Genomic DNA, 26,048 nt, shown 5'->3' on the forward strand with positions numbered 1-26,048 from the left:
ATGGATCAGGGCTCGCAGAACTCCGTCGCCAGGTCTGAACCGCTGCTTTCGCAGCCGGAACAGGCTCAGGTGTCACGGCAACCAGCCGGCTGCCCCCTCCAGGAGACCGTTCAGCGGTCTGTTCGCGAGGCGTCCGACACACCTCCGACACACTCTGTGCGGCAGCGGACACCGTGACACGCTCCACCACAGGTCAGAGGCATTAGAGAGATTGATCGGCGCAATCTCTCCGGAGCCGTGTGCGCAGGTTCGAATCCTGCCGGGGGCACTTCGTAGTGAGTCAGCGTGATCAAGCCGCTGAACTGCGTGAGTGCCGAATGACGAAGGGCCGGACCCAGTAGTACTGGGTCCGGCCCTTCGTCGTTCTACGGCGGCCCGTTGCGCCCTCTCGCGCGCCCCCTCTTGCGCTCCCTTGCCGCTAATCGTTGTGGCTTTTCGAGCGGAGTGATGCACCTCCGGTAGATCCCACGCGAACTGTGCAGTATGTATGTCGCATCAACTTCCGCGCATAGTGGGTTGGTTGTGGCAAACGGGGACGAGGTTGCGGTCTGCACCACGTCGCGGGGGAGCCTGTGGGGGGCTCGGAGAGGCCAGGGCGCATATGAGCCGTCGTTCCGCCGGACTGATCGGCACCTGGGCGGAGATCCAGCGTCAGCAGCGGCGTCAGGAGGAGGCTCAGCAACGCGCCTCGGTACAGCATCAGCGGGAGCAGGAGCGCCGGCAGCGAGCGGCGGAGCGGGCGGCCGCGCGCAGTCAGCGGGAGCAGCAGGCGGCCTACAGGCGGCAGCGGGAAGCCGATGCACGTCGGCGTACCGAGGAGCTGGACGCGGGGGTCGAGGTTCTGAAAAACCTCCTGAAGGCAGGGTGTGACGCCCCTGCGTTCACGCCTGCCGCGCTGGTCCGCCCCGAGCAGGTGGAGCCTTTTGCTCCGGGCCGGCTCGGCGTGCCCATACCCATGCCGGACCCGAACGCCTACCAGCCCCCATCCCAGGGCGGGTGGGGATTCGGGGCGAGTCGCCAGGCGCAGGAGCAGGCACGCGCTCGGTACGAGCACGACTGGCGGGCGGCCCAGGCAGCGGAAGCTCAGCGGCAGCAGCAGCTTGCGGTGTATCACCAGCAGTATCAGGAGTGGGCTGGCGAACAGCTGGCGACGATTCGTCGGCACAATGCCGCGGTCGAGGGGCTGACCGCCGCCCTGCAGCGGGGTGAGCCGGAATCGGTGGTGGAGTACTTCACCGCCGCGCTCTACGCCTCGCAGGGCTGGCCACCAGAGCTGCCCCGTCAGGTGTCCGCCTCGTTCGACTCCGCCGGCCGCCAGCTCGTCCTGAACTGGGAGCTGCCCGGTTACGCGGTCGTCCCCGAGGTATCGCTGGTGAGGTACATGCCCGGTGCCGACCGGGAGAAGGAGGTCCTGCGGCCGGCCGTCGAACGCCGGAGCCTGTACCGCGACGTGCTGGCACAGTGCGTGCTCCTGGCGCTGCACGATCTCTTCGCTGCCGACCGGTTCGGCGTACTGGACTCGGTCGTCCTGAACGGATTCGTGGACGACACCGACCCGGCCACCGGGCACCGGACGCAGGTCTTCGTGGCCACGGTGACGGTCCCGCGCGCCGACTTCGCCAGGCTGAACCTGACACAGGTGAGCGCTCCGGACTGCCTGGTGGGCGGGCTCCGCGGCCGGCTGTCGGACCGCCCGGAGCGGCGCACCCAGGTGCGCCCCGGCCGACTGCCCGGCGAGGTCGGAGGCAGTGTGGTCTCCCACGGAGGCGGCGAGGAGCCGGATCTGTACGAGATGGACCCGCTGGAGTTCGAGGAGCTCGTGGCGGATCTGTTCCGGGCCATGGGGATGCAGGCGGTCACCACGGAGCGGTCGGGTGACGGGGGTGTGGACGTGGACGCGCTGGACCCCGACCCGATCCGCGGCGGCAAGATCGTCGTGCAGGTGAAGCGGTACCGCAACACCGTGCCGCCGAGCGCGGTGCGCGATCTGTACGGCACGGTGCAGGACGTCGGCGCGAACAAGGGCGTACTGATCACCACCTCCGCTTTCGGGCCGGGCTCGCACGCCTTCGCCAACGGCAAACCGCTGACGCTCATCGCCGGCACCGAACTGGTCGATCTCCTGCGCCGCCATGGCCTGAACGGGCGCCTCGGGGGCATCCCCGAACGGCAGGAAGCTGCCGCGGGCCCCGATACCGACCTGGATGCCGATCTGGACGCCGACAGGGACGAGACCAGTGTGCTGGGGCTGACGTGGACCGGAGACGTGGCCCTGGACGTGTGCGCGCTCGTGTGTCAGGGGAACCGCATCCTCAGCGAGGACCGGTTCGTCTTCTTCAACAACCCGCGTACCCCCGACGGCACTGTTCGGATGATGCCTGCCGTCAGCCCGGACAAAGCGGCTGTGTGGGTGCGCTTCGAACAGCTGCCCTCGCAGGCGGACCGGCTCGTCCTGGTCGCTGCCACCGACCCCGAGGTCAATCCCGAAGCGGACCTGTCCGGCTTCTCGGACGCCCGGATCCGCCTGTCGGACCCCTCGGGCACAGCGATCGACGAACTGGACGTCTCCGACGGCCGCCCCGGTGAGACCGCTCTCGTCCTGGGTTCGTTCCGGAGACGGGCCAATGGCGACTGGACCTTCGTGACCGGCGGCAAGGGCTATCCGGGTGGCCTGGTCGACCTGGTCGAGGAGTACGGAATCGAGGTGGACTAGCACTGCGAAGTGTCCAGGCTCTACCGCTGTACGGCGCGGTCGGAGCGTGGCCATACGTAGGGCAGGCCGGCGGGGGTGTCCGGGAAGTACTGGCGGTAGTGGTCCGGGTCCTTGGTGAGGAGGGAGGACCGGTGGCTCCGGTGGAAGGCGGGGTCGCCGAGCCAGTTGGGGAGGTCGTGGGAGGCGGCCAGGGCGGCGTAGTCACGTGGCGGAGCGCCGGGGAAGTGGGCGGTGTAGTCCTGGGTGAGGGTCAGGGCGCAGGTGTCCTGGCGGCCGGACGCGGTCCATGCGCCGCAGATCTCCAGGCCGTACCGGACGAGGGCCTCCTCGTACCCCGCCCACATGCGGACCGCCGGGTGGTGGCGCCAGCCGTAGCCGGGGACGGTGAGTCCCCGCAGGATCTGGAGCGCCTCCACGCGCTGCTTGCCGAGCCGGCGCGGGTCGAGGACCGCGGCGGAGGCCGCGAAGTCCGGCCAGGGCAGGAATGTCTGCATGCCGGAGAGTAACCGCCGGGACCGACCCCCGCCGGGTGGCGCGGCCGCCGGTCACCGATCCGGGTCCGGGGGCAGGGTGATGCGGAGTGGGCCGCAGCCGAGGCGGGTGGCTTCCTCGGTTACGTAGCGGGGGAAGAGGGTGCGGACGATGTAGGCGTGGGATGTGCTGTCGGCGCGGATGAGGAAGGTGACGTCGCCGGTCTGGCAGTTGGCCTGGAAGAGGGCGAAGCCGGGGTGGTAGAAGCCGTGGCCGGCTTCCGGGTGGGTGGCCTTGATCCGGTGGCCGTTCTGTAGCGCCTGGCGGTGGTAGAGGACGGCGAGGCGGGGGTCCTCGATGGTCATCAGCCGCAGCGCGGGGTGGTCGAAGGAGACGTGGCGGTCGCAGGTGCGGACGGGGCCCGGGCCTCGCGTCACCATCGGGCGGTACGCGGCGGCCCACTCCTTGCCGGACGTCCGCAGCCCCTTGATGCCGCAGAAGGCGTCGGGCTGCTCGTCGAGGAAGCGGGTCGGCCGCGGGAGTCGGGGCACCGGGTCGGCGAGGGTCCCTTCGCAGCCCTGGCCCGCCATGTAGTGGTTGACGAGCTTGACCACCGTACGAGCGAGCCGGTCGCGCTCCGTGCCGTCGACCACGTCGTCGTACAAGGTCCAGCCTGTCGCCACGTCGATCACCAGTGGCCCGTCGCCGGTCTGCGACCTGCCGGTACAGCCGTCCGGTACGGCCAGCCAGGCGCGGGTGTCGGACGCCATGCCCAGCAGGCCGCCGCCCAAGGGGGTCAGGCGGGCGGACAGGAACTCGTCCGCCCACTGGTCGCCCGCGCCCCCGAAGCGGGTGTCGAGCTCGTGGACCTGCGCGGTGACCCGGCTGCCGTCGGTGGACCGCAGGACGCACTGGCCCGACGGGCCCTCGGACCCGATCGGGTCGCCGGCGAGGGGCGTGTCGGCGCTCTCGATGTCCTCACCGCCGCCGAACAGCGCCGATACGTCCGCGCTGTCGAGCGCCGACCAGCACGCCCGTCGCCCGCCCGCGAACGGGCCGGTGTCCGTCTGCCAGGCCACGGCCGTACCGCCGAGCAGTACCCCGGCGAGCCCGGCGGCGAGCGCGGGCCGCAGCCGGCCACGCATCAGCCGCCGCCAGTGCCACCGGTGCCACCAGGGGGTACGTGGCACGAAGGGGACGGTTCCGAGAACGCCGCTACGGGCGCTGTCGTCCGGTGCGCCGCTCTCGGTCTGCTTGCTCATGTCGGCGGTCATCGGCCGGTCCCCCCGGGTGCGGCGTCGGTGGCGGGTGCGACGGCTGCGCATCCCAGGCGCTGGGCCACGGCGTTGGCGAAGGCAGCGAAGTACGGTGTGGCCGCGGCCTTGCCGGAGGACGGGGCGCGCAGCAGGAACGTCGTGGGCCGGCCCGCACAGTCGGCCCGGAGGATCTGGTGGGAGTCGGCGAGGGTGCCCGTGCCGCGCCAGCCGCGCGCCGGTGGGGCGTCGCCCACCGCGCCGTCGAACAGCGCGTTCAGCCGCGGCTGCGCGACCATCAGGGCGTCGAGGACGGGCCCGCCGTCGCGGCCCCAGGTCCCGACCGAGCAGGACTGGAGGTCCCGGGTGACCGCTCCGACCTGGTACCTCATGCCCTGCGTCGCGTCGTCGTCGAACTCCATGCCCCGGATGCGGCACGCGCGCGTGAAGACGATCTCGTCGCCCTCGGGCAGCGTGAGCACGGGCGAGGTGAAGCGCAGGTCGCGCGGAGGCGCGCAACCCGCCGCCTGCATCCCGCGGTTGGCCGCCGCCACGACCAGTCCGGCGGCCGAACGGGCACCGCCGATACCCGCGCTGGTCCGCGACGTTCCGCCGTGCCAGGTCCGTCGGGCGTCGGAGTCGAGCGTGACCGCCGTCGGCCGGCCGTCGCGGGTGTCGCAGCGCTTCGGCAGGACGAGGAGCGCGCGGCTGCCGTCGGTGGCTCCGGGGAGCCCGTCGGGCAGCGGTACGGCGCGGTCGCCGAGGTACCTGAGGATCCACTCCATCCGCCGGGCGGCGTCCCGGGGAGCCGGCCCGTACGCGACCGTGACCTCTGTCCGGGTCTCCGAGCCGCTGCTCTCGTCGGTGCGGAGGGCGACGGTACAGCTGCCACGCGGCCGCTCCGGCGTGGGCGCGGTCTCATGCGCCGTCCGGCTGCCACCGTCCTCGACCGCCGAGTCCGCCAGGAACTCGGGCCCGCTCCCCGTCTCCCAGGCGCCCCAGCAGTACCGGTCCGGGTCACCCGCGAACGGCCGGCTGCCCGTGGCCCATGTCCCGAGCCCGCCTGCGACCAGCAGGATCGCGACGGCCCCGCCCCACACCGACGACCGCCCGCGCCGCCACCACTCCCCCGCCACTTCCGCCCCCCTTGCCTCTGTGGGCGGCGATCTTATCCGCGGAGCGGGCGGCGCGTGGCTCAGACGTCCGTCCTGATCACCACCGCCAGGGTCCGGGGCCCATGTACCCCCTCCACCCGTTCCAGTTCGACGTCGGAGGTGGCGGAGGGGCCGCTGATGAGGGTGGTGGGGCGGGTCGGGGTGAGGCGGGAGACGGCCTCCGGGACGCCGGCCGTTACGGAGGAGAGGTCCACGACGCACACGTGGAGGTCGGGGACGAGGGTGAGGGCGCGGCGGCCCTGGTCGGGGGAGGCGTCGAGGAAGATGGTGCCGGTTTCGGCGCAGGTGACGGCGGAGGAGGTCAACACGGCGTCGAGGGCGTCGAGTTCGGGGGCCGGAGTGTCGGCGGAGTCGGTGTGCACCTCGCCTTCGTACGCCGAGAGCCAGGTGCGGTCGAGGCCGGGTGGGATGCCGAGGCGGCACACCCCGCGTTCGCGCAGTACGTCGGCGATCACCTCGGAGGTGCGGTCCGCCGTACACGTATGGACCTCGGCCTTGTAGTCGACCAGGCGGTCGGCGAGGAGGGCGAGGCGGTCGGCGTCGGGGAGGGTGCGGTCGGTTCTGTAGTCGCGGGGGATGTCCACGGCGGGGGCGGGTGCGAGAGCCTGGGCGTCGCGGATGCGGGCGAGGATCGTTTCGCGGGCGGTCACTGTCACTGTTCCTCCTCGTCGGGGCCGTCGGCTTCGGTACGGGATCGCACGCCTTCCTCCGCCGCAGCGCGCAGCGCCTCCGCGCCCTCCGCAGACCCCAGCCACGCCCGGAAGGACTGCCGTGGCGGGGCGGGGGTGTCGCGGCTGGCGCTCCAGCCGTTGAAGGGCGGTGGTAGGTGGGAGATCTGACCATCGCGGCCCGCCAGCGCGCGGCCCAGGCCCGCCGCCTTCTGCGCCGTCCGGTACACCCCCGGCCTGCCCATCACCGCGGCCGCCGCCTTCATCGCCAGCTTCTCGGGCGCGCGGCCGACCGCCTCCGTGTGCTGGTGGCGGAGTTCGACGAGGAGGGACGGGATGTCGATCTTTACGGGGCAGGCGTCGTAGCAGGCGCCGCAGAGGGTGGAGGCGTACGGGAGGGAGCTGTTGGGGTCGTCGGCGGAGGCGTCCATGCCGGCCAGTTGGGGCGTGAGGACGGCGCCGATCGGGCCGGGGTAGGTCGAGCCGTACGCGTGGCCGCCCGCCCGCTCGTACACCGGGCAGACGTTCAGGCAGGCCGAGCAGCGGATGCAGTTCAGGGCCTGGCGGCCGATCCGGTCGGCGAGCGCCGCCGTCCGGCCGTTGTCGAGGAGGACGAGGTGGAAGTTCTGCGGGCCGTCGCCGGGCGTCACGCCCGTCCACAGGGACGTGTACGGGTTCATCCGCTCGCCCGTCGAGGAGCGCGGCAGGAGCTGGAGGAAGACCTCCAGGTCGGCGTAGCGCGGGAGGACCTTCTCGATGCCCATGACGGTGATCAGGGTGTCGGGGAGGGTGAGGCACATGCGGCCGTTGCCCTCGGACTCGACGACCGAGAGGGTGCCGGTCTCGGCGATGCCGAAGTTGGCGCCGGAGACGGCGACGGGGGTGGTCAGGAACTTCTCGCGGAGGTACGTGCGGGCCGCGGCCGCCAAGTGGGCCGGTACGGCGTCCAGTTCGGGATCGACGCCCGGGATTCCGGCGCGGAAGATCTCGCGGATCTCGTCGCGGTTGCGGTGGATGGCCGGGACGAGGATGTGGGAGGGCTTGTCGTCGGCGAGCTGGACGATCAGTTCGGCGAGGTCCGTCTCGTGGGCCTTGATGCCCTGGTCCGCGAGGTGTTCGTTGAGGCCGATCTCCTGGGTGGCCATGGACTTGACCTTGATGACCTCGTCGGAGCCGGTCTGCTGGACGAGGCGGGTGACGATGTCGTTCGCCTCGGCGCCGTCGCGGGCCCAGTGGACCGTGCCGCCGGCCTCGGTGACCTTCGCCTCCAGCTGTTCCAGGAGTTCGGGGAGGCGGTTCATGGTGTCGGTCTTGATCGCGGAGCCGGCGTCCCGCAGCGCTTCCCAGTCGGGGAGTTCGCCGGTGACGGCGAGCCGCTTGGCGCGGATGGTGTGGGTGGCCTTGCCGAGGTTGCGGCGCAGCTGGTCGTTGCGCAGCTCGTCGTGGGCGGCCTTGGGGAACGTGCGGTCGCCGCGGAGGTTGCCGGTGCCGTACGGGGAGCGCGGCGGGAGGGCAGGCATGCCCAGGTAGGTGGGGGTGCTCATCGGGTGGCCTCCAGCGGGGTGCTCGGGAGCACGTACGGCGACGTGCGCGTGGACGCGAGGATCTGGGCCAGGTGGAGGGTGCGGGTGCCGGCCTTGATGCGGGAGAGTCCGCCGCCGATGTGCATCAGGCAGGAGGAGTCGCCGGCCGTGCAGACCGCGGCTCCGGTGCCGGTGACGTGCCGCATCTTGTCGGCGAGCATCGCCGAGGACGTGTCGGCGTTCTTGACCGCGAAGGTGCCGCCGAAGCCGCAGCAGGCGTCGGCCTCGGGCAGCTCGACGAGGTCGATGGACTCGACGGCGCGCAGCAGCCGCAGCGGCTTCTCGCCGACCCGCAGCAGCCGGAGGGAGTGGCAGGTGGGGTGGTACGTCACCCGGTGGGGGAAGTACGCCCCGACGTCGGTGACGCCCAGTACGTCGACCAGGAATTCGGACAGTTCGTACGTCTTGGACTGGACGGCCGCTACGCCGGCTCGGAGGGCCGCGTCGCCGTAGCGCTCGGCGACGATGCCGTGCTGGTGGCGCACGGAGCCGGCGCAGGAGCCGGAGGGCATGACGACCGCCTCGATCGACGGGTCGCCGAACTGCTCGGCGAAGCCGCGGACGAGGGGGACGGGCTCGCGCTGGTAACCGGTGTTGACGTGCATCTGGCCGCAGCAGGTCTGGTCCGGCGGGAAGACCAGCTCGTGACCGAGGCGGGCGAGCAGGACGGCGGTGGCGCGCACCGCGTCGGGGAAGAGCGTGTCACCCAGGCAGGTGGCGAAGAGTCCGATGCGCATGGTGCCTCCCGTACGGGCCTACTTCCTTCGGCTTTCCTTCTACCTTTTTATGGTCGGACCATAGTAGCGAGAAGAAAAGACCCGCCCTCGGGGAGGGCGGGCAGCGTACGAGCGTCAGTCCTCCGGGTCCTGCTCCACCAGCGTTCCGTGCAGGCCGCGGATGTGCTGTTCGGCGAGGTCGGCCGCGCGGGCGCCGTCGCCGGCGCGGACCAGGCGCAGCAGTTCGGTGTGCTCGGCATTGAGCGCGGCCGCGGTGGCCGGCCAGTCCTCGGCGGCCTCCAGGGCGCGCAGGATCAGCGGGCGTACGGATTCGCGGACGGCCGAGGTGAGGGTGGAGGTGAGAGCGTTACCGGAGCTGCGGGCGATCTGGACGTGGAAGCGGGTGTCCAGGTCGTTGAACTCCGGGACACCCACGTCGGGCTCGCCCATGCGCGCGACCAGCTTCGCCGCCTCGTCGAGACCGGCCGCCGCTTCATCCGGGCCGGCCGTCGACTCGTCGGCGCCGGCCGCCGTCGCGTGCTCCGCCGCCGCCCGGAAGCTGGAGCGTTCCAGGGTGACGCGGGCCTCCAGTACGTCCTCCAGGCTGTAGCTGCCGAGGGCGAAGTGCAGGCGGAGGAGGCGGCCGAGCGCGTCGTCGGGGTTCCGGACGATGCGGGCGCCGGCGTCGGGACCGCGGCCGGCCTGGGCGACCAGGACGCCGATCGTCTCCAGGACGCGGAGCGCCTCGCGGAGAGCGGAGCGGCTGACCCCGAGCACCGGGGCGAGCTCACGCTCGGGCGGCAGCCGGTCGCCGGCCTTGAGCTCGCCGGCCAGCACCCGCTCCTCGATGCTTTCGAGGACGAGCTCGTGCGTACGGGACTGCCGTACGGGTCGCCACTCGACAGCCATCCGTCACTCCCTGGTCGGCCGACGCTCTCACCGAAAAACTATGTCACACGGCAGGTCACACCGTGATTGTGGTCGGACCGGGTGCTTTCGCCGGCGCCGGCCGCCCCCTCAGCCGTGCAGCCGCACCGGCAGTGATTCCACCCCGTAGACGATGGACAGCTTGCGGAATGCCAGTTCCTGTTCCGGGACCGCCAGGCGCATGTTCGGGAAACGCCGGACCAGTGCCGGATAGGCGGCGCGGAGTTCCATCCGGGCAAGTTCCGCGCCGACGCAGCGGTGGATTCCGTATCCGAACGCGAGGTGCGAGGGGACGTTGCGCTGCGGGTCGAAGCGCTCCATGTCCGGGCCGAGCTTTCCGTCCCGGTCGGCGCCGCTGAGCGAGCACAGTACGACATCGCCCTCGGCGATCGGCACGCCGCCGATTTCCAGGTCCTCCCGGGCGAACCGGGGAAAGGCGACCTGGACGACGGTGAGATAGCGCAGCAATTCCTCGACGTACTGGTCGGTGGCGTCGTCGCCGTCCTTCAGCGCCGCGAAGTGGTCGGGGTCGCGGAGCAGGACGAGGGCGCCGAGCGCGAGCATGCTCGCGGTGGTCTCGAAGCCGCCGGTGAGCACGCCGTCGGCGAGACCGGCCAGCTCGTCGTCGGTGACGGTGTCGCCGTGGTCCCGCACGATCTGGCCGAGCAGGCCGTCACCGGGGTCCTTGCGCTCCTTCTTGACGATCTCCTGGAAATAGGCGAGCGATTCCGATATGGCGCCGAACGAGGCGTTCGCGCCGCTGAAAAGGTCGAAGCGGGCCGCGCTCAGCCGCTCGAAGTCCGCGCGGTCCTCGTACGGAACGCCCAGCAGTTCGCAGATCACCAGGGAAGGAATGGGCAGGGCAAAGGAATGGACGATGTCGACGGGCTCGCCCGAGCGCCCGAGGCGCTCCATTTCCGCCAGCCGTTCCTCGACGATCTCGTGGATGCGCGGGGTGAGCCGGCCGAGCCGGCGCATGGTGAATTCGGGGGTCAGCAGGCGGCGCAGCCGCGTGTGGTCCGGCGGATCGGCGAAACCGAGGCCGCCGGGGTTCTTCCCGGCGTCGGCGCCGGCATTGCCGACGAGGTTGGTGTAATCGGTACTGAACGCCTTGGCCTTGCCCAGCACCTCCTTCACCTCGTCGTACCCCGTGACCAACCACACCTTGGAGGCGAGCGGCACGGGAAGCATGCTCACCGGGGACTTCTGCCGCACTGCCGACAAGTCGGCCACCGGGTCAAGGCCGTGGCGACGCAGCGGCATGAGGGTGGACTCGGGCAAGAAGGGCATACGGGATAGATCGAAGCCCTTTTTCTGAGTCCGCGCGAGATATCTGCGGGCCAGCCAAGCGGTGACGCCCGAGCGGATTTTGGTCATGCCCGCAATACTGCCTGGCCGATACCCGTGCTGACCAAGCGACCTGGCAGCGAACAGGTAACGAGATGAAACGACCGGTACGTCTGGGACGTACCACTCGCCTCCCCTGCCACCACCGACCCGGCGACCGGAACATGATCGTCCTCGGTGGCTTACGCCCGGCCTCTTGCTACTTTGCCTGACATGACCGCGACCACGGCCGCGACGGCTGACGCCCCTCCCCCCGGTCTCCGGCTGCCCAGACGCCGGGGCGTCGAACTGCTGCTGCTCGCCGCGGCCGTGCTGATCAGCGTCTACGGATACGTCGAGGTGGGCCTCGCCCGGCACGGCACCGTGCCCGCCGGCGCCGCGCGCTACGGCGCGGGGCTGGCCGTGCTCGCGCTCCTCGGCCACCTCGCCGTGCGCCTCCGCGCGCCGTACGCCGACCCGCTGCTGCTGCCCATCGCCGTCCTGCTCAACGGCCTCGGGCTGGTCCTGATCTTCCGGCTCGACCAGGAGACCCCGAAGGACCAGGCGGCGCCCACCCAGCTCGTCTGGTCCGCGGTCGGGGTGGCGCTGTTCATCGGGGTGGTGGCGCTGCTGCGCGATTACCGGGTGCTGCAGCGGTACGCGTATCTCAGCGCGGCCGCCGCGCTGGTCCTGATGATCGTGCCGATCTTCTTCCCCGCGGTGAACGGCGCGAAGATCTGGATCCGCTTCGCCGGGTTCTCCATCCAGCCCGGCGAATTCGCCAAGATCCTGATCAGCGTCTTCTTCGCGGCGTACCTCGCGGCGAACCGGCACGCGCTGGCGTACACCGGCCGCCGGCTGTGGCGGCTCCAGTTGCCCACCGGCCGGGTGCTCGGCCCCATCGTCGCGATCTGGCTGGTCAGCGTGGCCGTACTGGTCCTGGAGCGGGACCTGGGCACCTCGCTGCTCTTCTTCGGCGTCTTCGTCGTGCTGCTGTACGCGGCCACCGGGCGCACCGGCTGGATCGCCGTCGGGCTGCTGCTCGCCGCGGTCGGCGCGGCCGTCGTCGGCAGCCTCGAACCGCATGTGCACAGCCGGGTCGCCGACTGGCTGCATCCCTTCGCGAGCATCCAGCGGGGCGAGGGCGCGAGCCAACTGGCCCTGTCGCTCTTCGCCTTCGGCGCGGGCGGCCTGCTCGGCACCGGGCTCGGGCAGGGCCACTCGGCCCTCATCGGCTTCGCCATGAAGTCGGACTTCATCCTGGCCACGGCGGGCGAGGAGCTGGGGTACGCCGGGCTGACCGCGCTCTTCCTCCTCTACACCCTGCTGGTCGCCCGCGGTTACCGCGCGGGCCTGGCGATCCGCGAACCGTTCGGCCGGCTGCTCGCGGTCGGGCTGTCCTCGCTGCTGGCCATCCAGGTGTTCGTGATCGCGGGCGGGGTGATGGGGCTGATCCCGCTGACCGGCATGGCGATGCCGTTCCTCGCGCAGGGCGGCTCCTCCGTCGTCACCAACTGGATCATGGTCGCGCTGCTGATCCGCATCAGCGACCGGGCCCGGCGTCCCCGGCCGGCCCGCGCGGACACCGGAGTCATCGCACGGATCGTGGTACCGGAGGAGGAGCGCGGCGGCAGCGGCCACGGAGGCGGCCGGAACGGGGGTGGTCCCCGGTGATCCGGCACATCCGCCGCACCTCGGCCTTCTGCCTGCTCCTGCTCGTCCTCCTGCTCCTGAACGCCGCCCGCGTCCAGCTCCTCAACGAGGACGAGTACGCGCACAACCCCGCCAACCGCCGCGCCGACCTCAAGCGGTACAACCAGCCGCGCGGCAGCATCGTCGTCGGCGGCCGGTCCGTCACCGGCTCCCGGGACAGCGGCGGGTCGCTGCGGTACGCCCGTACGTACTCCCAGGGCCCGCTGTACGCGCCGGTCACCGGCTACGCCTCGCAGGTCTACGGCACGTCCCTGCTGGAGAACGCCGAGGACGAGCTCCTCTCGGGCACCGACCCCCGGCTCGCGCCCCTCCCCCTGTGGACCGCGCTCACCCGCGAACAGCAGCCCGCCGGCGACGTCGTCACCACCATCGACCCGGCGCTGCAGCGGGCCGCGTACGAGGGCCTGGGCGGCAAGAAGGGCGCGGTGGCCGCCGTGGAACCGGCGACCGGCAAGGTCCTCGCGCTGGTCAGCACGCCCTCGTACGACCCGGGCGAGCTGTCCGGCAGCGGCTCGGGCACCACCGACGCCTGGACCCGGCTCAACGCGTCCGCCGACCGTCCGATGCTCAACCGGGCGCTGAAGGAGACCTATCCGCCCGGCTCGACCTTCAAGGTCGTCACCGCGGCGGCCGCGCTGGAGCACGGCGTGGTGGACGATCCGGACACGGCCACGGACACGCCGAGCCCGTACACCCTGCCCGGCACCGCCACCCGGCTCACCAACGAGGCGGGCGGCTGCCAGAACGCGAGTCTGCGGCGCGCGTTCGAGGTCTCCTGCAACACCGTCTTCGCCCACCTCGGCGTGGACGTCGGCCTGGACGACATGGCGGAGACGGCCGAGAAGTTCGGCTTCAACGACGACAGGCTCACGATCCCGTCCCGGGTGGTCGAGAGCACCTTCGATACGGACATGAACGACGCGCAGCTCGCGCTGTCCTCGATCGGCCAGTACGACACGGCCGCCACCCCGCTCCAGATGGCGATGGTCGCCGCCGCGGTCGCCAACCACGGTGACCTGCGGCGTCCTTACCTGGTGGAGCGGCTGACCGACGCACACGGCGACACCCTCGCGCGCACCCGGCCGCGCCGGCTGCACCGGGCGATGAGCGAGGACACGGCGGAGCGGCTGCGGGAGCTGATGACCGGCGTGGTCACCCGCGGCACCGGTACGAAGGCGGCGATCCCCGGCGCGACGGTCGGCGGCAAGACCGGTACAGCGCAGCACGGCGTCGGCAACTCCGGTACGCCGTACGCCTGGTTCCTCTCCTGGGCCCAGGCGGACGGCGCGGAACGCCCTGCGGTCGCGGTCGCCGTCGTCGTCGAGGACGCGGCGGCCGACCGCGACGACATCAGCGGCGGCGGCAACGCGGCCCCGGTCGCCCGGGCCGTGATGCAGGCGGCGCTCGACCGGTAACGGCAGTTGCGTCCGCGCCGCGCGTCAGTCCAGCGGTTCCGTGGCGCCGTCGGGGTGGACGAGGAGCCGGATCTGGCTGCCGAAGCGGTCGTCCATGATCAGCGCCGGCGTCGGGCCGCCGAGCTGCTGTGCCCGCTGCTGGAGGATCGAGATGACGACCTCCTGGATGTCGCCGTACGGCGGCGCGGTGATCGGTACCCCGTCGATCAGTCCGGCGTTCGGGGAGAACACCCGTACTTGCGCGTCGCCCGGGTGGGCGGGGACCGAGGGCTGGGCCATCTCACTCATGCTGCAGTCGTCCTTCTTCCGGGCCGGCGGGGGCGCGGGCCACCTCGCGGATCAGAGCCTGTGTCATAACCCTGGTCGGGTCAGCGAACGTCGTCTGGTGCGTGCTATCGCAAGGCGCCGGAAGGTCCTCGTAGCGGAGCTACTAGGGCCTTTTGGCAACGCCGCGAGAGTGCGTGCCAGGCGGCGGGCGCCCGGCCGGGGTTATGACACAGGCTCTCAGGTCTCGGGCGTGTCCGGAGCCCCGGCGGCCCCGGCATCGGCGGCCGGCCCCTGAGCACGCACGTACGTCCCCCGGGAAAGCCGCCGCAGACGCCCCGACTTGACCATGGCGGAGAGTACATTGCTCACGGCCTTGGCGGACTCACCGGGCAGCGTCGTACCGCTCCGTGCGGCGACCTCCTCGATCAGATCCCGCCCGGTGAAGGGCTCGGGGACGGTGGTCACCGCCTGCTCGACGGCCGCCCGGATGCTGAGGGTACGGAGCTGCGCCGGGATGGCCTGCAACAGGTCCCGGCCCGTGCGTACTTCGCCGTCTGCCGCACCGGCGGTCCGGGACGCCGAGGGGCCGGACGGCACGGCCGCCGGAAGCCCGGCGGCTTCGTCCTCCCAGCCCCCCGCGGCCAGTTGGCGCTCCAGGTACTGCCGGGCGGTGCGTATCGTCCCGATCTCCTTCACGGCGTCCTGGGCGCCGGGCACCGCCGCGAGCATGGTGCCCACCGTCTCGATGTTCGCGAGCGAGCTCACCAGGTGGCGCAGCAGCGGTACGAGGAATGCCTGCCGCAGCGCGGCCATGGGGTTCGTCGTCGCGAGCTCCACCGACACCGACCCCTGGAGCAGGCTCTCCGCGTCGGCGGCCGGCTCCGGCTCGTCCGGCAGCAGCGACTCGACGGCCCGGCGCGCCAGCCGGACGCTGGTCAGCGTCTCCGGCCGTACCCCGCTGCCCGGGGCGGCGATGAGCATGGCGACGAGATTCTCGGCGCCCGCCAGCGCGGGTGCGGCCGTACGGGCCAGCGGCCACAGCACCGCCTGGCGTACCGCCGCCGCCGGGTCTCCCAGTGAGAACGCGATTCTTCGCTCGCTCTCTCCGGACATGAATCCCCCGTTCGCTTCATGAAATCGCAAATGCAGAGCCGCGTCTGTTCCCGCGGCTCCGGTGCGGGTGCTCCGGGCCCCTCCGACGCGTACCGATATTCCGCGGTCCGCGGCCAGGTGTTCCTGCAGCGCGTCGAAGGCGTCGAGTATCGCGCCGAGTTCGGGCCCGGGCGTTTCGCCGCGGCGCGGGCGCCGGGTGAAGTCGTCCGTCCGGGCCCTCACCTGGGCCAGCCGACGGGAGACGGTGCTGCGGCTGCACCCCAGCCGAACAGCCATTTCGCGCTGGCTGGCGTCCGGATGACGGCGCTGTTCCCGCGTCAGTTCGCCGAGCGTGCCCGGGTCCGTGCCCGACGGCCGCAGGCTTCCTCCGGCGTCTCCGATCTTCAGCGCACGCCGCATCCAGCGGCGGTCGTCGGCGGTGGTGGCCGCCGCGTACCCATAAGGATCGGCATGCACGACGGCGCTCTGCAGGCACTCGGCCCACAGCGGACACGAGGCGCACATCTCGCGGGCCGTTGCGGCCAGCGCTTCGAATTCCCGCATCTGCGCACGCGAAACTCCGTCCCCCACCGGAGGATTCTCCAGGAGGGGATGGTGAAAGAGGTCGGAGCGTCGCTGACACGGCAGAGCCGGCGAATCATCGGATGGCGCGGACAGCGCAGCAGGCGCCGTACGGTCGACCGTACGCATAAGTTGAATCCCCCGAAACAATCTAATGTTCGACGGGACTCTAGGGCATGCCCTTTCCGAAGTACAACGCGACTGCAAACGATCAGAGTTCTGCGTACAAATTGGTAACAGAATTCTCACGACGGGCTCAGTCGCCGGTGCGCGCGTGAGTTCCGACACGTCGCAGAAAGGCCGCGCATGCCGACAAGCGGCGACGCAATACCGCGATTCCCCGGCCCCGCAGCGCCAGTACGGTGAGTACGCCCAGGAAACCGATCGGCACGGCCACCGACGGCACCAGCGCTCCGACGAACGACGCGATGATCAGCACCCCGTCGGCGAGCAGAACGGTGACACCGCGCCGTCCCGGGTGCTCCTTGAGCATCCAGGCGCCGAGCAGGGCCATGCCGGCCAGCGCCCAGTAGCCGAACACCGCCTGACCACCGATCATATCGCCCGTGACACCGCGTGCCGTATCACCGACCGCGGTCAGGTACCCGGTCACGGCCGCGGTGACCGGGGTGGCGATCAGCGCGAGGAGCAACTGCTTCCGGTGCCGCAGCAGCCAGCAGAGCAGTGCGACAGCCAGCAGCACGGCAACACCGGTGAAGGCGGCGACGCTGGAGGACGCGACATGGAACAGGGTGAACGCGGCGGCGATTCCGAAGACGATGCGCGGCAGGAGTTTCACCGCGAGGTGGTCCTCCCGGTCCTGGCGCACCAGTCGGCGAAGCAGTGCTCCGACGGTCTTTTCCGTGGTCTTCATATGCTTCCCATCGGCCCGCGGGTCATCCGAGTCCCGTTCCGGTCACGGCTTTGCCCACGACCGGCCCCGCGGGCTCCGGGGCGGCCACCGGCGCGGCGGAGGTGCCCTTCGCCGCCGCTGTCGGCCGCGGCGTGAAGCCCATCTGCCATACGGGAGTCGGAGCAGTCGGGCCCTCCTGCTGCGCGCCGGCGAGCTCCGTTCCCGCGGTCGGCGGCGTGAGGCGTACGTGCGACGCGTCGGCCTCCGCGACATCCGCCGACAGCTTGCCCAGTACCGCAGTCCGTTCCTCGGCCGGCTTCGCCGCGTACTCCGCCGGGTCGACGTGCAGCGGCTTGTCCTTGAGGGCGAACTGCGCCTGGGCGCGCACCGCGTCCGTACCCAGCTCCTCGCGCGCCACCGGCGGCCAGTCGTCCGGTGCCGCGTACGCGAACTTGATGTTGTCCAGCCCGACCTCGGGATTGGTCCGCAGCGCGGGCAGCTCGGTGGTCTGCAGCACCGTGCCGGGAAAGGCCGTCTGCGCGAACACCACGACCTCGCCCTTGGCCGCCTCGGCGTACCGCTGGGAGAGGGTGGACCAGGCGGACTTCGCCAGGTCCCAGCCCTCGTCGCCCTGGAGGTTCAGCTCCCGGTGGACCGCCGTGTCCCACAGCCGGAGGTTGCCGAGGGCCCGGCCGCCGCGCGTCCCTTCCAGGTAGCGGGCCGACCCGGGCACCTTCTCGTTCTCGGACTCCGCCCAGGCCTCGGCGATGTACATGTTCGACAGCGCCTTGCCCGGCGGGAGGTCGGGGTGCGGTACTTCGAAGGACCAGAAGGCCGACTTCACGTCGGGGTTCTCCGGGGTGACGTTCAGCCGCCGGGCGCGTTCGCGTACGTACTCCGGGACGCTCATGCCCACCCGGTCGGCCGCCGTCATGATGCGGTCGGCGATCCGCCCGGCCTGCTCATCGGTCGCCGGGGTGTCCGCATCGCGCAGGCCGAGGGCGCGTCTGCCGATGTCCTCCGGGATGTACGGCGCGCTCACAGCGAGTCCTGCGGATAGCAGTGCACATTGATCATGACGCCTCGTTTCCCCACTCCCCTGCGCGTGACCCCGCCGCTCTTCGCCGTCAGCACGGTCACCGGCCCCTCCGGGTCCTTGGCGCTCCACACGGCCATCCGGTACGGGTCACGACGTCCCAGCCGGAAGTCGCGCGACGGCAGCCAGTGCCGGTCGTTCGGCGGCTCGGGAAAGGCGGGATCGTCCCAGGTCCCGGAGAATTCCGGCGCGCCCAGCACCTCGCGGGCAGCCGCCTCGTACGCCGGCCACACGTCGGCCGTCTGCTCCAGTACCAGGTCGTTCTCGTCCTGTGTGTCGGCGTTCAGGTGCCGGACCGTGAACGTCACGGAGCGCACGGGGCTCCAGCCGCCGGAGACGAGGGGCTCCAGGGTGAGGTCCGCTCCCGTCGAGGTTCGCACCCGCAGGACGCGCTCCACGGTGAGCGGCCGCCAGCCGAAGAGCGCGCACCAGTCGTCCAGCGCCTGGCCGGGGTTGGGCGGACCGGCCCAGACCGCGGGCCAGTCGACATGGGTCAGCCCGCGCAGCTCTTCGGCGAGAGCCTGCGGCGGACGCTCCTCCGTCACCGTCGGCATCCTGTCACTGCCTTCCACTCGTACGTCACATCGGCCCGGACCGGCCGGATTCGCCGGTTTCTGCCCGGCTCGGAAGATCCTCGCACCATGGCCCCGTCGGCCGGTAGCTTCGGCCGGCCCCCTCCGTCGTACGTCACAGCAGCCACCCCGGTCCCTGGTCGTCCGGGGCCTCCGGGCCGTGGCAGACGAGAGAGATCCGCGCCTCACCGGGACCCTGGCCGGTCGCGACGCCCGCCCCGAGGTTCGCCCGGAGGGAGAAGAGGGGGGCGCCGGGCGTCCGGAAGGACCACAGCGCGAGGCGGTGCGGGTCCTGGTTCTCCCGTCGCCATGTCCCGTCGCCGTCGAAGCCGTGGCCCGGCAGTTGCGGAAAGCCTTCCGTGTCCCAGGCGCCGCTCCAGACCGGCGGCCCCAGAACGGTCGTGGCGGCGGCGAGGCAGGACGGCCAGCGCTCCAGCAGTGCCTCGGTCACCTGCGCGTTCTCCTCGACGGAGGTCGACCGGACGGCCCACGAGGTGTAGTCGACGCGGGTGACCGGCCGCCCGTACGCCGTCGAACCGAGCCGCAGCTTTCCGCCCTGCCGGGTCCGGACGTACTGGCCGGCCTCGAACCACAGCGGCTGCCAGCCGAACGCCGCGCACCACTCCCGGCGTGCGGCCTCCTCGGCCGGCGGCCCCGCCCACACGACGTCCCAGTTGAGTCCGGTCAGCGACCACAGCTCCGCACCCAGCTCCTGCGGGCGGCGATTGGCGATCAGACTCGGCAACGGTCTCCTCCTTGGGACGCGGGTGGGAAAGGGGTCGGTGGGCGGCCTCATTCGGGCCGGGGCGGACGCCTAGTGCTGGATCCGGCCGTCGGAGCGGGGCGGAGGCGGCTGCGGGGGCTGCTGCTGGGGCTGCGGGTGCGGCTGTGGCGGCAGCGGCGGCGTCTGGCGCGGCTGCGGTGCCGGTCGCGGCTGCGGCTGCGGCTGCGGCTGCGGCTGTGGCTGTGGCTGCTGGGCAGGTGCCTGGTACTGCTGCTGCGGTGCGGACGGCTGCGCCGGCTGCTGGCCGCTGCTGCTCAGCCGGGGCCGGGCGGACTTCTTCGGGCCGGTCTGCTCCGTCGCCGGTGCCGTCGGTGCCGTCGGCTGCTGCGGCGAGGACGGCTTCGGCGTCTGCTCGTCGAGCTGTGCCGCCTGCCGCTTGCTGGTTTCCGCCGCCTGGTAGGCGTTCTGCCGCTGCTGGCGCTTGGTCGGGTTCGTCCAGCCGCCCTTCTCCAGCTTCCCGCCGAGCAGCTTGCGGTCGGCGAACCGGGTGGCGGCGCCCGCGGCGCCGCCGGCGACCCGCCCGCCGACGCGTCCGGCGGTCCCCGCGCCGCTCTGGCTCTTGTCGATGAACTTGCTGGTGGCGGCGTTCGCCATGTCTCCGACGCCCAGCGCGTCCTCGGCCCCGGCGATCTTGGGGCTGAAGTTCCCGGACAGCAGCTTCTTGAGCATCATCACCACCGCGACGGTCACCAGAAGCAGCAGCAGAAGCTGCATGCCCAGCGCGATCTGCGCGGGGAGAATCATCTGGTAAAGCACCAGAAGTACCGTGAGGATGACGCCGAATCCGGCGCGCAGCACAAAGCTGTGGATGAATGTCTCCAGCCAGCCCTTGAGCAGTTTTTGCTGCGAGGGATGGATACCGAGTGTCGCGACCAGGGGCAGCAGCACGACGAGGATCAGCGTGACGGCGTGCCAGAGCAGCGTCAGCACGCTGAGCACCATGACCATCAGGCCCACGATCAGCGCCGCGACAATGGAGTAGAAGGCCATGCCGACGCGGTTGCCCGCGTTCTGTCCCGACCAGTCCTTGAAGATGTCACCGTGGTCTCCGCTGGCGACTTCCTTGCGGATCGGGGTCCAGTCGTCCTCGAATTTATTGAGGTCCTTACCGCGGTCCTTGTTCGTCTCGGACTGGGCGACGGCATGGCGGACGCGCAGGTCCTGGCAGCGCGCTCCCTTGCCCCAGTCGCAGGTCTCGCCGGGGTCCGCGGCGGTGCAGCCCTTTTTGTCGTCGATGATGCAGTCCTTGCCCGCGTCACCGAACTGCCCGAGGGCCCAGGGCCGGAATGCCAGGGTGTCGTACATGGCGCAACTCGACACCCGCATACCGCGGTTGTGCACGCCCTTCGGCAGGTCGCACGGCGGCTGCATCGTGCCGGAAATGCCGGACAGCACGGCCTCGGTCAGCAGCGAATTGGCCTGTGCGATACCCGAGTCGGCCGTACTGACGACCTTGTCGTAATTGCCGCCCGTCAGGAACGCCATCACGGCGACCACGGTGAGGCCGGCCCATGCGACGCCCGACCAGACCTCGCGCATATCGCCCTTGCGCCACTTGCCGAACACCCAGAGACCGGTCAGCACGATCATGACGGGGACGGCGGGCCGCAGGACGTTCTTCTTCAGCGTCTGTACGACGTTGTCGCGGCCCTCGTAAAGGCCGGCCAGCGGGCTGGGGTTGGACGCCGATTCCTTGATGGAGATGGCCGCGCGCGTGAGGATCTTGGTGCCGTTGAAAATGCTGTCGGCGATGCCGTTGTTGACGTAGTCCATGACGCTGCACTCATCGGCGCCACTGCCCCACTCGCCGTTGTCCTCGGCCGCATCGCCCTTCCCCTTGAAGGTCATGGACCAGTTCAGGCCGCGCATGCCGTTGAGCTCGTACAGCGTGTAATTCGCGGCCGGGCCCGGCATTTCCACCGAACCGCTGACCGTGCCGCCGCGCACCCGCTCGGTCAGCGAGCCCTCGTCCGGCTTCGCGTTGCGGTCCCACTGCTTGACCGCCGGCATCAGCGCTTCACCGTTGTTGCCCGGCGTGTCCATCTGGTAGCTGTCGTCACCGGTGATGTCGCACGCGAACGCCATGGCCTGGGCCGGCGCGGGGGTGGCCAGCAGCACGGCCGCCAGGGCCAGCAGCACGAACAGGCCGGCCCGCACGGCCGTGCCGACCTTGATCAATCGCCAGCGTATGGCGCGCCGCGGAAGCATAAGGAGTCCCCCGAATGAGAATGAGTGAGCGAAGAGGGCGGTACCGGCCGGGGCCGGCTCAGTTCTCCACGTAATTGGTCAGAACGCATCCGGAGATATGGGCCTTCTCCTTCTTGTAGCCACTCGGCGGGGCGAAGGACGGCGCGCAGTTGAGCTGCAGCAGGCCGGTCTTCTCCAGGCCGCCCGAACCCTCACCGGCGAAATCCACGACGAAGTCCTTGCCCATGAAGAACTTGCCGTCGGTGCGCCCGGCGTCGATCACGCCGCGCTTCACCTTCTTCTCGCGGTCGTTCTTGTACGCCTGCTCGAAGGCCGTCATGTCCTTGGGGCGGTAGATCAGATAGCTGGACGTCCAGTCGGTGCCGCACACCGCCTCTTCCTGGATCGTCCAGGCCGCCGCTTCCCGCTTGTCCTCGGCGGACGCCGAGTCGGACACGTCGTCGACGAACGGGTCGTTGAGACGGTCGTCATTGGGGTCGTTGCTCAGATTCGAGCAGTCGACGTGCTGCTGGAGGAATTCCTGTGCCTTCTTGAGCGACGAGGCGCTGGGCAGCCCGCCGTCCTGCTTTCCCTCGTTCTGCTGGTCCGCACCGCTGTGCGTGCCGCCGCCGCTCTTCGCGTCGCCTCCGTCGCAGGCGGCGACCGTCGTCAGGGCGGTCAGAGCGGCGCCGATCAGGAGCATTCGCTTCATCCGCATGGCTCTTACCTCTTTCGTTCGGGTGGTCCGGCTCAGGCGGCGGACGTGCTGCCCGGCGTGCCCGCGGGGGCAGGCTCCGCGGCGCGCGCCGTCGCGGCCGGGTCCGCCGCCGCTTCCTGCAGATACGTCCACTCCCACACGCTCAGGGGTGGGTTCTTGCCCTGGCGGGCCGGGCGGGTGGTGCCGTTGGTGTCGGTGGCGGCGAGGATCTCCTGGAAGACCAGGTCGACGGCCACCGTGCCGACCCGCTTGTCCGCGTCCCGCTGCAGGCAGACACCGGTACGCAGGTCCTGCAGGGCGTCGATGACCTTCCGGTCGTCCTCGGCGCGGCCGAGGAGCGGGGCCACGAGAGCGGCCTCCTGTGCGGACTTCTGCTTGAAGGCGAAGACGGTGTGGATCTGGTTGGCGCCACCGCTGCGCGCTTCGGAGTCCTCGATCTGGACCAGGTCGATGGCCTGCTGGGTGATCAGCACGGTGACGGCGAGGTACGAACGGCCCTGCTTGAGCGCCCGTCGCATGAGGTCGCGGCCGCTCTCGGTCGCGGTGACGACGTACGCCTCGTCGACGAAGAGCGCCTTGGGGCGCAGCCCGACCTCGCCGGTGACCGGGTTCTTCTCGTAACCGACGTCCAGCATCTGGCTGCCGAGCTCGACGACCGCCATCAGCGCGGTGGCGGCGAGGCGTTCGGCGGGGTTCCAGTTGCGCGGGTCCGTGGCCGACGGGGACTGGAATCCGCGCAGGGTGATCACCGTGCGGCGCTTGCGCATGCTGGACAGCGGCTGCGGCCGCTCGGCGAAGGCGAGCCGCGCGTACGGCAGGGTGCGCAGCTCGGTCAGCAGCATCTGGGCCAGCTTGAGGTCCTTGATGGCCTCCCGGTCCCCCGAGGCGACGGCATTGTCGTAAGCCCGGACGACCTCGTCCACGACCTGCCACAGCGTCGGGCGCGGCACCTGCTGCGCGGCGTCGCGCGCGGTCATGCCCTGCTCCACGGCCTGGCGCACGGCGGAGTTGTACCAGCCGACGACGGTCGCCATCGCCTCGATGACGGGCAGCCGGACCCGCTGGTAGTCCTCGTCGCCGAGGAAGCCGCGCAGCATGCTCTCCGCGAGCAGCCGGCCGGAGGCGACGTCCCGGGCGATCACCCAGGGATCGAGGACGCCGGCCTGGCCCTTGAGGAGGTCGACGACCTCGGTCTCGTTCCAGAACTCCCGGTTGACGGGCTGGAAGCGGCTCTGCGGCGTGCCGAGGATGCCGGCCTCCGCGTCGCCCGCGAACCCCGGATCGTTCACCTGGGCCCCGAAGCCCAGGTAGTAACACATCTGGGCGAAGTCGGTCTTGGGGTCGATGACCAGGCAGCGGACGCCGGACTCGGACTCCTCGTAGAACTTCTGCAGCGCCAGCGAGGACTTGCCGCCGCCGGACGCGCCGACGATGGCCAGCCCACCGCCGTCGTTGCGGGCCGGGCCCACGTGCAGCGAGTAGTGCACGGGCATCTTGCCCGCCCAGCCGACGAGGTTCCCCACCCAGCCGAGCCGCTTGCCGGAGCGGTGCTCGGGGTTGTCCCCCAGCTCGGTACCGGCCGTGGGCAGGCCTGCGCCGAGCTGCTCGACCTCCTGCAGGCGCAGGTAGGGCGCGATGGGCAGCTTCGGCGCGTCGCCCGGCAGCTGCGACTGCAGGAGCCGCCACTGCTGGCGGGTCGGGCGCAGCAGCGTCACCTTCAGGTCCTGCTTGAACTGCATCTCCAGGATGCGGCGGCGGCGCTCCAGCTCCTTGACGTCCGGAGCGGAGACGGTGAAGCGGATCTGCGCCTCCATGCCCGGCATCTTGTGCTCGTCGATGTCGTCGCAGAGGTTCTGGGCGCGGGTGACCTGGTGGGCGAGCTTGGTGTCCGGCTGGCGGCCGGAGTTCGCCATGTCGTTCATCTCGTCGACGAGGTTGCCGCGGATCTTGTCGGCGCGGTCCTTGAACTTCGGATACGGGATCAGGGTGAACCGCATGTCGATCTCGACGGGGAACTCGACGTGCTGGGCGGCGTACCGGGCCCACGCGGTGCTCTGCCGGAAGCGCGTCTCGGCCGGCCAGTTGGCGGCGACCAGGGTGGTGGTGTAGCTGGTCTGGCGCTCGCCGGTGACCTCGTCGTACTGGTGCAGCACGATGTGCGTCTTGCGGTTCTCGCCGGAGAAGTCGACGACCAGGTCGAACTGGTCGGGGCCCCAGGCGCGGCTGCCGAGCACCGGCTCCGGCGGCACGGGCAGCTCGCCGTGGAGCGGCTTGCGGATGAGCCAGACCAGTTCCTCGCGGGTGAGCGGGGTGCCGTGCAGGCCCTCCAGGCTCTCGTGGACCTCGGTGGCGACCTGCGTCCACTCCGCGAGCGCCATCGGCGAGAGGTACTCGTCGTTCACGCCGGTGGCGGTGGCCGCGGCCTGGTCGGCCACGCCGCGCACGCCGCGCAGCAGACCCGGGTCCTCGTGCGGCTCGTCCTCCTCGGCGACCACACCGCTGTCGCCGCGCTTGAGCGAACCGAGCTTGACCAGCAGGATGTTGCGCTCGCGCATCGCGCCGATGCGCTCCTGGTACTCCGCCTTGCGGAGGTTGTACGCCTTGTAGTTCTCGGTCGGGTCCCAGGCCACCGCGTTCAGCTCCTCGGCCCAGTTCAGGGCCGTGATGGGCTGGTAGACCTTGCGGTAGTGGCACTCCACGTTGCGGTCGCCGCGCGCGAGGCTGAGCAGCCCGCGCGCCGGCCCCTCGGCCATCGACTGCAGCTCGGCGGCGCTGAGGTACTCGTCGATGGCGGTGGGCAGCACGAGCCCCGTCCACACGGAATTGCCGTGGACGAAGATCATGTCGTCGGCGTAGCGGTACGGGAGCCGCAGCTCTTCGCGGGCCGTCTTGGTGCGCTGTGTCGCGGCCTGCTTACGGGTGCCCTGGCCCTGGCCTTTGCCCTTGGAGGCAGCCGCCATGATCATGGCGACCACGAAGAAGGCGGCCGCCCCGCCCAGAAGGATCAGCATGAACATGGAGAAGTCATCCTGCGGTGGTGTCGGTCAGGCCACCGGCCGCCGTGCTGCGGGCGGTGCCTGCGGAGAAAGCCGAGAAAGGGGTGCCGCGCTCGGCGGCGGCCCGGCGCGCCTGGTCGTAACGCGAGTGCCAGCGTGGTGAGCCCGGCTGCCAGAGGATGACCTGCCAGTGCAGCTCCTCCGGCTCGCGGTCGGCGGAGAGTCCCTGCAGCCGCTTGGGCTGGAACCAGTAGTCGGCCCAGACCACGATCTGCTGGCTCAGCGTGAGCGCCGAGGGCAGCGGGCGTCCCCAGATGAAGTAGATGGCGAACGGCGGTCCGAAGTACAGGATCGACGTCCACATCGACAGGCCGAGGAAGGGGAGGAAGGCCGACAGCGACAGCAGCGCGATCAGCCACACCAGGCCGAAGCCGAAGGCCGCGCCGAGGGCGGGCAGCAGCAGACCGGGAAGCGGGATGTTGCCCCAGTTCCAGATCCGCTTGGGGCGGTTCAGCAGATCGGTGTGGTCGTAGGCGACCATGGACTCGGGTGCTTCGGGCGCCATCAGCCGCTCCCCTCAGGTCTGGCGGTCGGAATCGGGTGATCCTGCGGGCCCGGGGGCCCAACGGGTCAGCCCTTGCCGCCGATCTGCTCGCCGAGGCCGATCAGTACGGACGCGAGGCCGGTGGCGCCACCGATGATGAGCGCGGCCAGCGCGATCATGCCGAAGCCCTGGAACGCCTCGCGCATCCCGTCGCCGCGCTTCATCGAGAGCAGCATGCGGATACCGAGGATCAGCAGGGCGATGACCGCGACCATCGTGCCCGCGTTGCGGAGGATGTCCTGGATGTTGCCGAACATCTCGTTCATGGTGGTGGCTGCCAGATACATGGCGTGTTCCTTTCAAGTACTGAGGGGAGAGCGGGCGGCCGGCGGCCCGG

The 26,048-nt window shown here is 70.9% G+C and carries 22 protein-coding genes; 3 read left to right on the plus strand and 19 right to left on the minus strand.

What is annotated here, in order from left to right:
* The first annotated feature begins 601 nt into the window (after window positions 1–601).
* Complete coding sequence (locus IF04_RS0118860) at window positions 602–2,713, plus strand: restriction endonuclease (protein WP_030258665.1); 2,112 nt, start codon at window positions 602–604, stop codon at window positions 2,711–2,713.
* A 20-nt stretch (window positions 2,714–2,733) separates the two neighbouring features.
* Here the strand turns inward: IF04_RS0118860 and IF04_RS0118865 are convergent, their stop codons facing one another.
* The 8 genes from IF04_RS0118865 to IF04_RS0118900 all read right to left on the minus strand — a co-directional run bounded on the left by IF04_RS0118865 (window position 2,734) and on the right by IF04_RS0118900 (window position 10,883).
* On the minus strand, window positions 2,734–3,207 hold the full coding sequence (locus IF04_RS0118865) for an MSMEG_6728 family protein (RefSeq protein WP_030258669.1): 474 nt from the start codon (window positions 3,205–3,207) through the stop codon (window positions 2,734–2,736).
* Between the two features lie 51 nt (window positions 3,208–3,258).
* Window positions 3,259–4,446 (minus strand): hypothetical protein, encoded by a 1,188-nt coding sequence (locus IF04_RS0118870; protein ID WP_157847677.1) that lies wholly within the window; start codon window positions 4,444–4,446, stop codon window positions 3,259–3,261.
* Window positions 4,447–4,454: 8 nt separating this feature from the next.
* Window positions 4,455–5,573, minus strand: a complete 1,119-nt coding sequence (locus IF04_RS0118875; protein WP_030258675.1) for a hypothetical protein — start codon at window positions 5,571–5,573, stop codon at window positions 4,455–4,457.
* A gap of 59 nt (window positions 5,574–5,632) precedes the next feature.
* Window positions 5,633–6,268, minus strand: coding sequence for a LutC/YkgG family protein (locus IF04_RS0118880; protein WP_030258677.1), 636 nt, complete (start codon window positions 6,266–6,268; stop codon window positions 5,633–5,635).
* Entirely contained in the window at window positions 6,265–7,824 is a 1,560-nt protein-coding gene (locus IF04_RS0118885) for a lactate utilization protein B (protein ID WP_030258679.1), read from the minus strand. The genes IF04_RS0118880 and IF04_RS0118885 overlap by 4 nt, the downstream gene beginning before the upstream one ends.
* Window positions 7,821–8,600, minus strand: a complete 780-nt coding sequence (locus IF04_RS0118890; RefSeq protein ID WP_030258681.1) for a (Fe-S)-binding protein — start codon at window positions 8,598–8,600, stop codon at window positions 7,821–7,823. Before IF04_RS0118890 ends, IF04_RS0118885 begins: the two co-directional genes overlap by 4 nt.
* Window positions 8,601–8,714: 114 nt before the next feature.
* A complete protein-coding gene (locus IF04_RS0118895; RefSeq protein WP_030258684.1) occupies window positions 8,715–9,488 on the minus strand; it encodes a FadR/GntR family transcriptional regulator in 774 nt (257 codons plus the stop codon).
* Between the two features lie 108 nt (window positions 9,489–9,596).
* Complete coding sequence (locus IF04_RS0118900) at window positions 9,597–10,883, minus strand: cytochrome P450 (protein ID WP_030258686.1); 1,287 nt, start codon at window positions 10,881–10,883, stop codon at window positions 9,597–9,599.
* A gap of 183 nt (window positions 10,884–11,066) precedes the next feature.
* Here IF04_RS0118900 and IF04_RS0118905 point away from each other — a divergent pair, with 183 nt between their 5' ends.
* Both IF04_RS0118905 and IF04_RS0118910 read left to right on the plus strand, forming a co-directional pair.
* Window positions 11,067–12,506, plus strand: coding sequence for an FtsW/RodA/SpoVE family cell cycle protein (locus tag IF04_RS0118905; RefSeq protein ID WP_051831361.1), 1,440 nt, complete (start codon window positions 11,067–11,069; stop codon window positions 12,504–12,506).
* The gene (locus tag IF04_RS0118910; RefSeq protein ID WP_030258691.1) at window positions 12,503–13,960 is read left to right on the plus strand and encodes a peptidoglycan D,D-transpeptidase FtsI family protein; all 1,458 of its coding nucleotides are present in this window, start codon (window positions 12,503–12,505) and stop codon (window positions 13,958–13,960) included. The genes IF04_RS0118905 and IF04_RS0118910 overlap by 4 nt, the downstream gene beginning before the upstream one ends.
* Window positions 13,961–13,984: 24 nt before the next feature.
* Here the strand turns inward: IF04_RS0118910 and IF04_RS0118915 are convergent, their stop codons facing one another.
* From IF04_RS0118915 to IF04_RS0118965, 11 genes are all read right to left on the minus strand, one after another.
* On the minus strand, window positions 13,985–14,248 hold the full coding sequence (locus IF04_RS0118915) for a hypothetical protein (RefSeq protein ID WP_030258693.1): 264 nt from the start codon (window positions 14,246–14,248) through the stop codon (window positions 13,985–13,987).
* Between the two features lie 216 nt (window positions 14,249–14,464).
* The gene (locus IF04_RS0118920; protein ID WP_051831362.1) at window positions 14,465–15,883 is read right to left on the minus strand and encodes a WhiB family transcriptional regulator; all 1,419 of its coding nucleotides are present in this window, start codon (window positions 15,881–15,883) and stop codon (window positions 14,465–14,467) included.
* A 274-nt stretch (window positions 15,884–16,157) separates the two neighbouring features.
* On the minus strand, window positions 16,158–16,700 hold the full coding sequence (locus IF04_RS0118925) for a hypothetical protein (protein WP_245654436.1): 543 nt from the start codon (window positions 16,698–16,700) through the stop codon (window positions 16,158–16,160).
* Between the two features lie 97 nt (window positions 16,701–16,797).
* Window positions 16,798–17,796 carry a hypothetical protein gene (locus tag IF04_RS0118930; RefSeq protein WP_051831363.1) on the minus strand — a complete coding sequence of 333 codons (999 nt, stop codon included), beginning with the start codon at window positions 17,794–17,796 and terminating at the stop codon, window positions 16,798–16,800.
* Entirely contained in the window at window positions 17,793–18,404 is a 612-nt protein-coding gene (locus tag IF04_RS0118935) for a hypothetical protein (RefSeq protein ID WP_030258701.1), read from the minus strand. The genes IF04_RS0118930 and IF04_RS0118935 overlap by 4 nt, the downstream gene beginning before the upstream one ends.
* A 133-nt stretch (window positions 18,405–18,537) precedes the next feature.
* Entirely contained in the window at window positions 18,538–19,167 is a 630-nt protein-coding gene (locus IF04_RS0118940; RefSeq protein WP_030258704.1) for a hypothetical protein, read from the minus strand.
* Window positions 19,168–19,236: 69 nt separating this feature from the next.
* Complete coding sequence (locus IF04_RS0118945) at window positions 19,237–21,384, minus strand: hypothetical protein (protein WP_157847678.1); 2,148 nt, start codon at window positions 21,382–21,384, stop codon at window positions 19,237–19,239.
* An 88-nt stretch (window positions 21,385–21,472) separates the two neighbouring features.
* The gene (locus IF04_RS36665; RefSeq protein ID WP_157847679.1) at window positions 21,473–22,111 is read right to left on the minus strand and encodes a hypothetical protein; all 639 of its coding nucleotides are present in this window, start codon (window positions 22,109–22,111) and stop codon (window positions 21,473–21,475) included.
* A 32-nt stretch (window positions 22,112–22,143) separates the two neighbouring features.
* A complete protein-coding gene (locus IF04_RS0118955) occupies window positions 22,144–25,128 on the minus strand; it encodes an ATP-binding protein (RefSeq protein ID WP_030258716.1) in 2,985 nt (994 codons plus the stop codon).
* A gap of 7 nt (window positions 25,129–25,135) precedes the next feature.
* Window positions 25,136–25,672 carry a hypothetical protein gene (locus IF04_RS0118960; RefSeq protein ID WP_245654437.1) on the minus strand — a complete coding sequence of 179 codons (537 nt, stop codon included), beginning with the start codon at window positions 25,670–25,672 and terminating at the stop codon, window positions 25,136–25,138.
* 65 nt (window positions 25,673–25,737) lie between these two features.
* Window positions 25,738–25,998, minus strand: a complete 261-nt coding sequence (locus IF04_RS0118965) for a TrbC/VirB2 family protein (RefSeq protein WP_030258718.1) — start codon at window positions 25,996–25,998, stop codon at window positions 25,738–25,740.
* Window positions 25,999–26,048 lie beyond the last annotated feature (50 nt).

It is taken from the genome of Streptomyces violens, from assembly GCF_000717745.1.
Classification (GTDB): domain Bacteria; phylum Actinomycetota; class Actinomycetes; order Streptomycetales; family Streptomycetaceae; genus Streptomyces; species Streptomyces violens.

Bases quoted from the DNA above. Each gene is read 5' to 3' on its own strand.
- IF04_RS0118935 (WP_030258701.1), bottom strand. From the start codon at position 18,404: ATGCCGACGGTGACGGAGGAGCGTCCGCCGCAGGCTCTCGCCGAAGAG.
- IF04_RS0118955 (WP_030258716.1), bottom strand. From the start codon at position 25,128: ATGTTCATGCTGATCCTTCTGGGCGGGGCGGCCGCCTTCTTCGTGGTC.
- IF04_RS0118915 (WP_030258693.1), bottom strand. From the start codon at position 14,248: ATGAGTGAGATGGCCCAGCCCTCGGTCCCCGCCCACCCGGGCGACGCG.
- IF04_RS0118895 (WP_030258684.1), bottom strand. From the start codon at position 9,488: ATGGCTGTCGAGTGGCGACCCGTACGGCAGTCCCGTACGCACGAGCTC.
- IF04_RS0118890 (WP_030258681.1), bottom strand. From the start codon at position 8,600: ATGCGCATCGGACTCTTCGCCACCTGCCTGGGTGACACGCTCTTCCCC.
- IF04_RS0118960 (WP_245654437.1), bottom strand. From the start codon at position 25,672: ATGGCGCCCGAAGCACCCGAGTCCATGGTCGCCTACGACCACACCGAT.
- IF04_RS0118900 (WP_030258686.1), bottom strand. From the start codon at position 10,883: ATGACCAAAATCCGCTCGGGCGTCACCGCTTGGCTGGCCCGCAGATAT.
- IF04_RS0118865 (WP_030258669.1), bottom strand. From the start codon at position 3,207: ATGCAGACATTCCTGCCCTGGCCGGACTTCGCGGCCTCCGCCGCGGTC.
- IF04_RS0118860 (WP_030258665.1), top strand. From the start codon at position 602: ATGAGCCGTCGTTCCGCCGGACTGATCGGCACCTGGGCGGAGATCCAG.
- IF04_RS0118870 (WP_157847677.1), bottom strand. From the start codon at position 4,446: ATGAGCAAGCAGACCGAGAGCGGCGCACCGGACGACAGCGCCCGTAGC.
- IF04_RS36665 (WP_157847679.1), bottom strand. From the start codon at position 22,111: ATGCGGATGAAGCGAATGCTCCTGATCGGCGCCGCTCTGACCGCCCTG.
- IF04_RS0118885 (WP_030258679.1), bottom strand. From the start codon at position 7,824: ATGAGCACCCCCACCTACCTGGGCATGCCTGCCCTCCCGCCGCGCTCC.
- IF04_RS0118905 (WP_051831361.1), top strand. From the start codon at position 11,067: ATGACCGCGACCACGGCCGCGACGGCTGACGCCCCTCCCCCCGGTCTC.
- IF04_RS0118965 (WP_030258718.1), bottom strand. From the start codon at position 25,998: ATGTATCTGGCAGCCACCACCATGAACGAGATGTTCGGCAACATCCAG.
- IF04_RS0118920 (WP_051831362.1), bottom strand. From the start codon at position 15,883: ATGCGGGAATTCGAAGCGCTGGCCGCAACGGCCCGCGAGATGTGCGCC.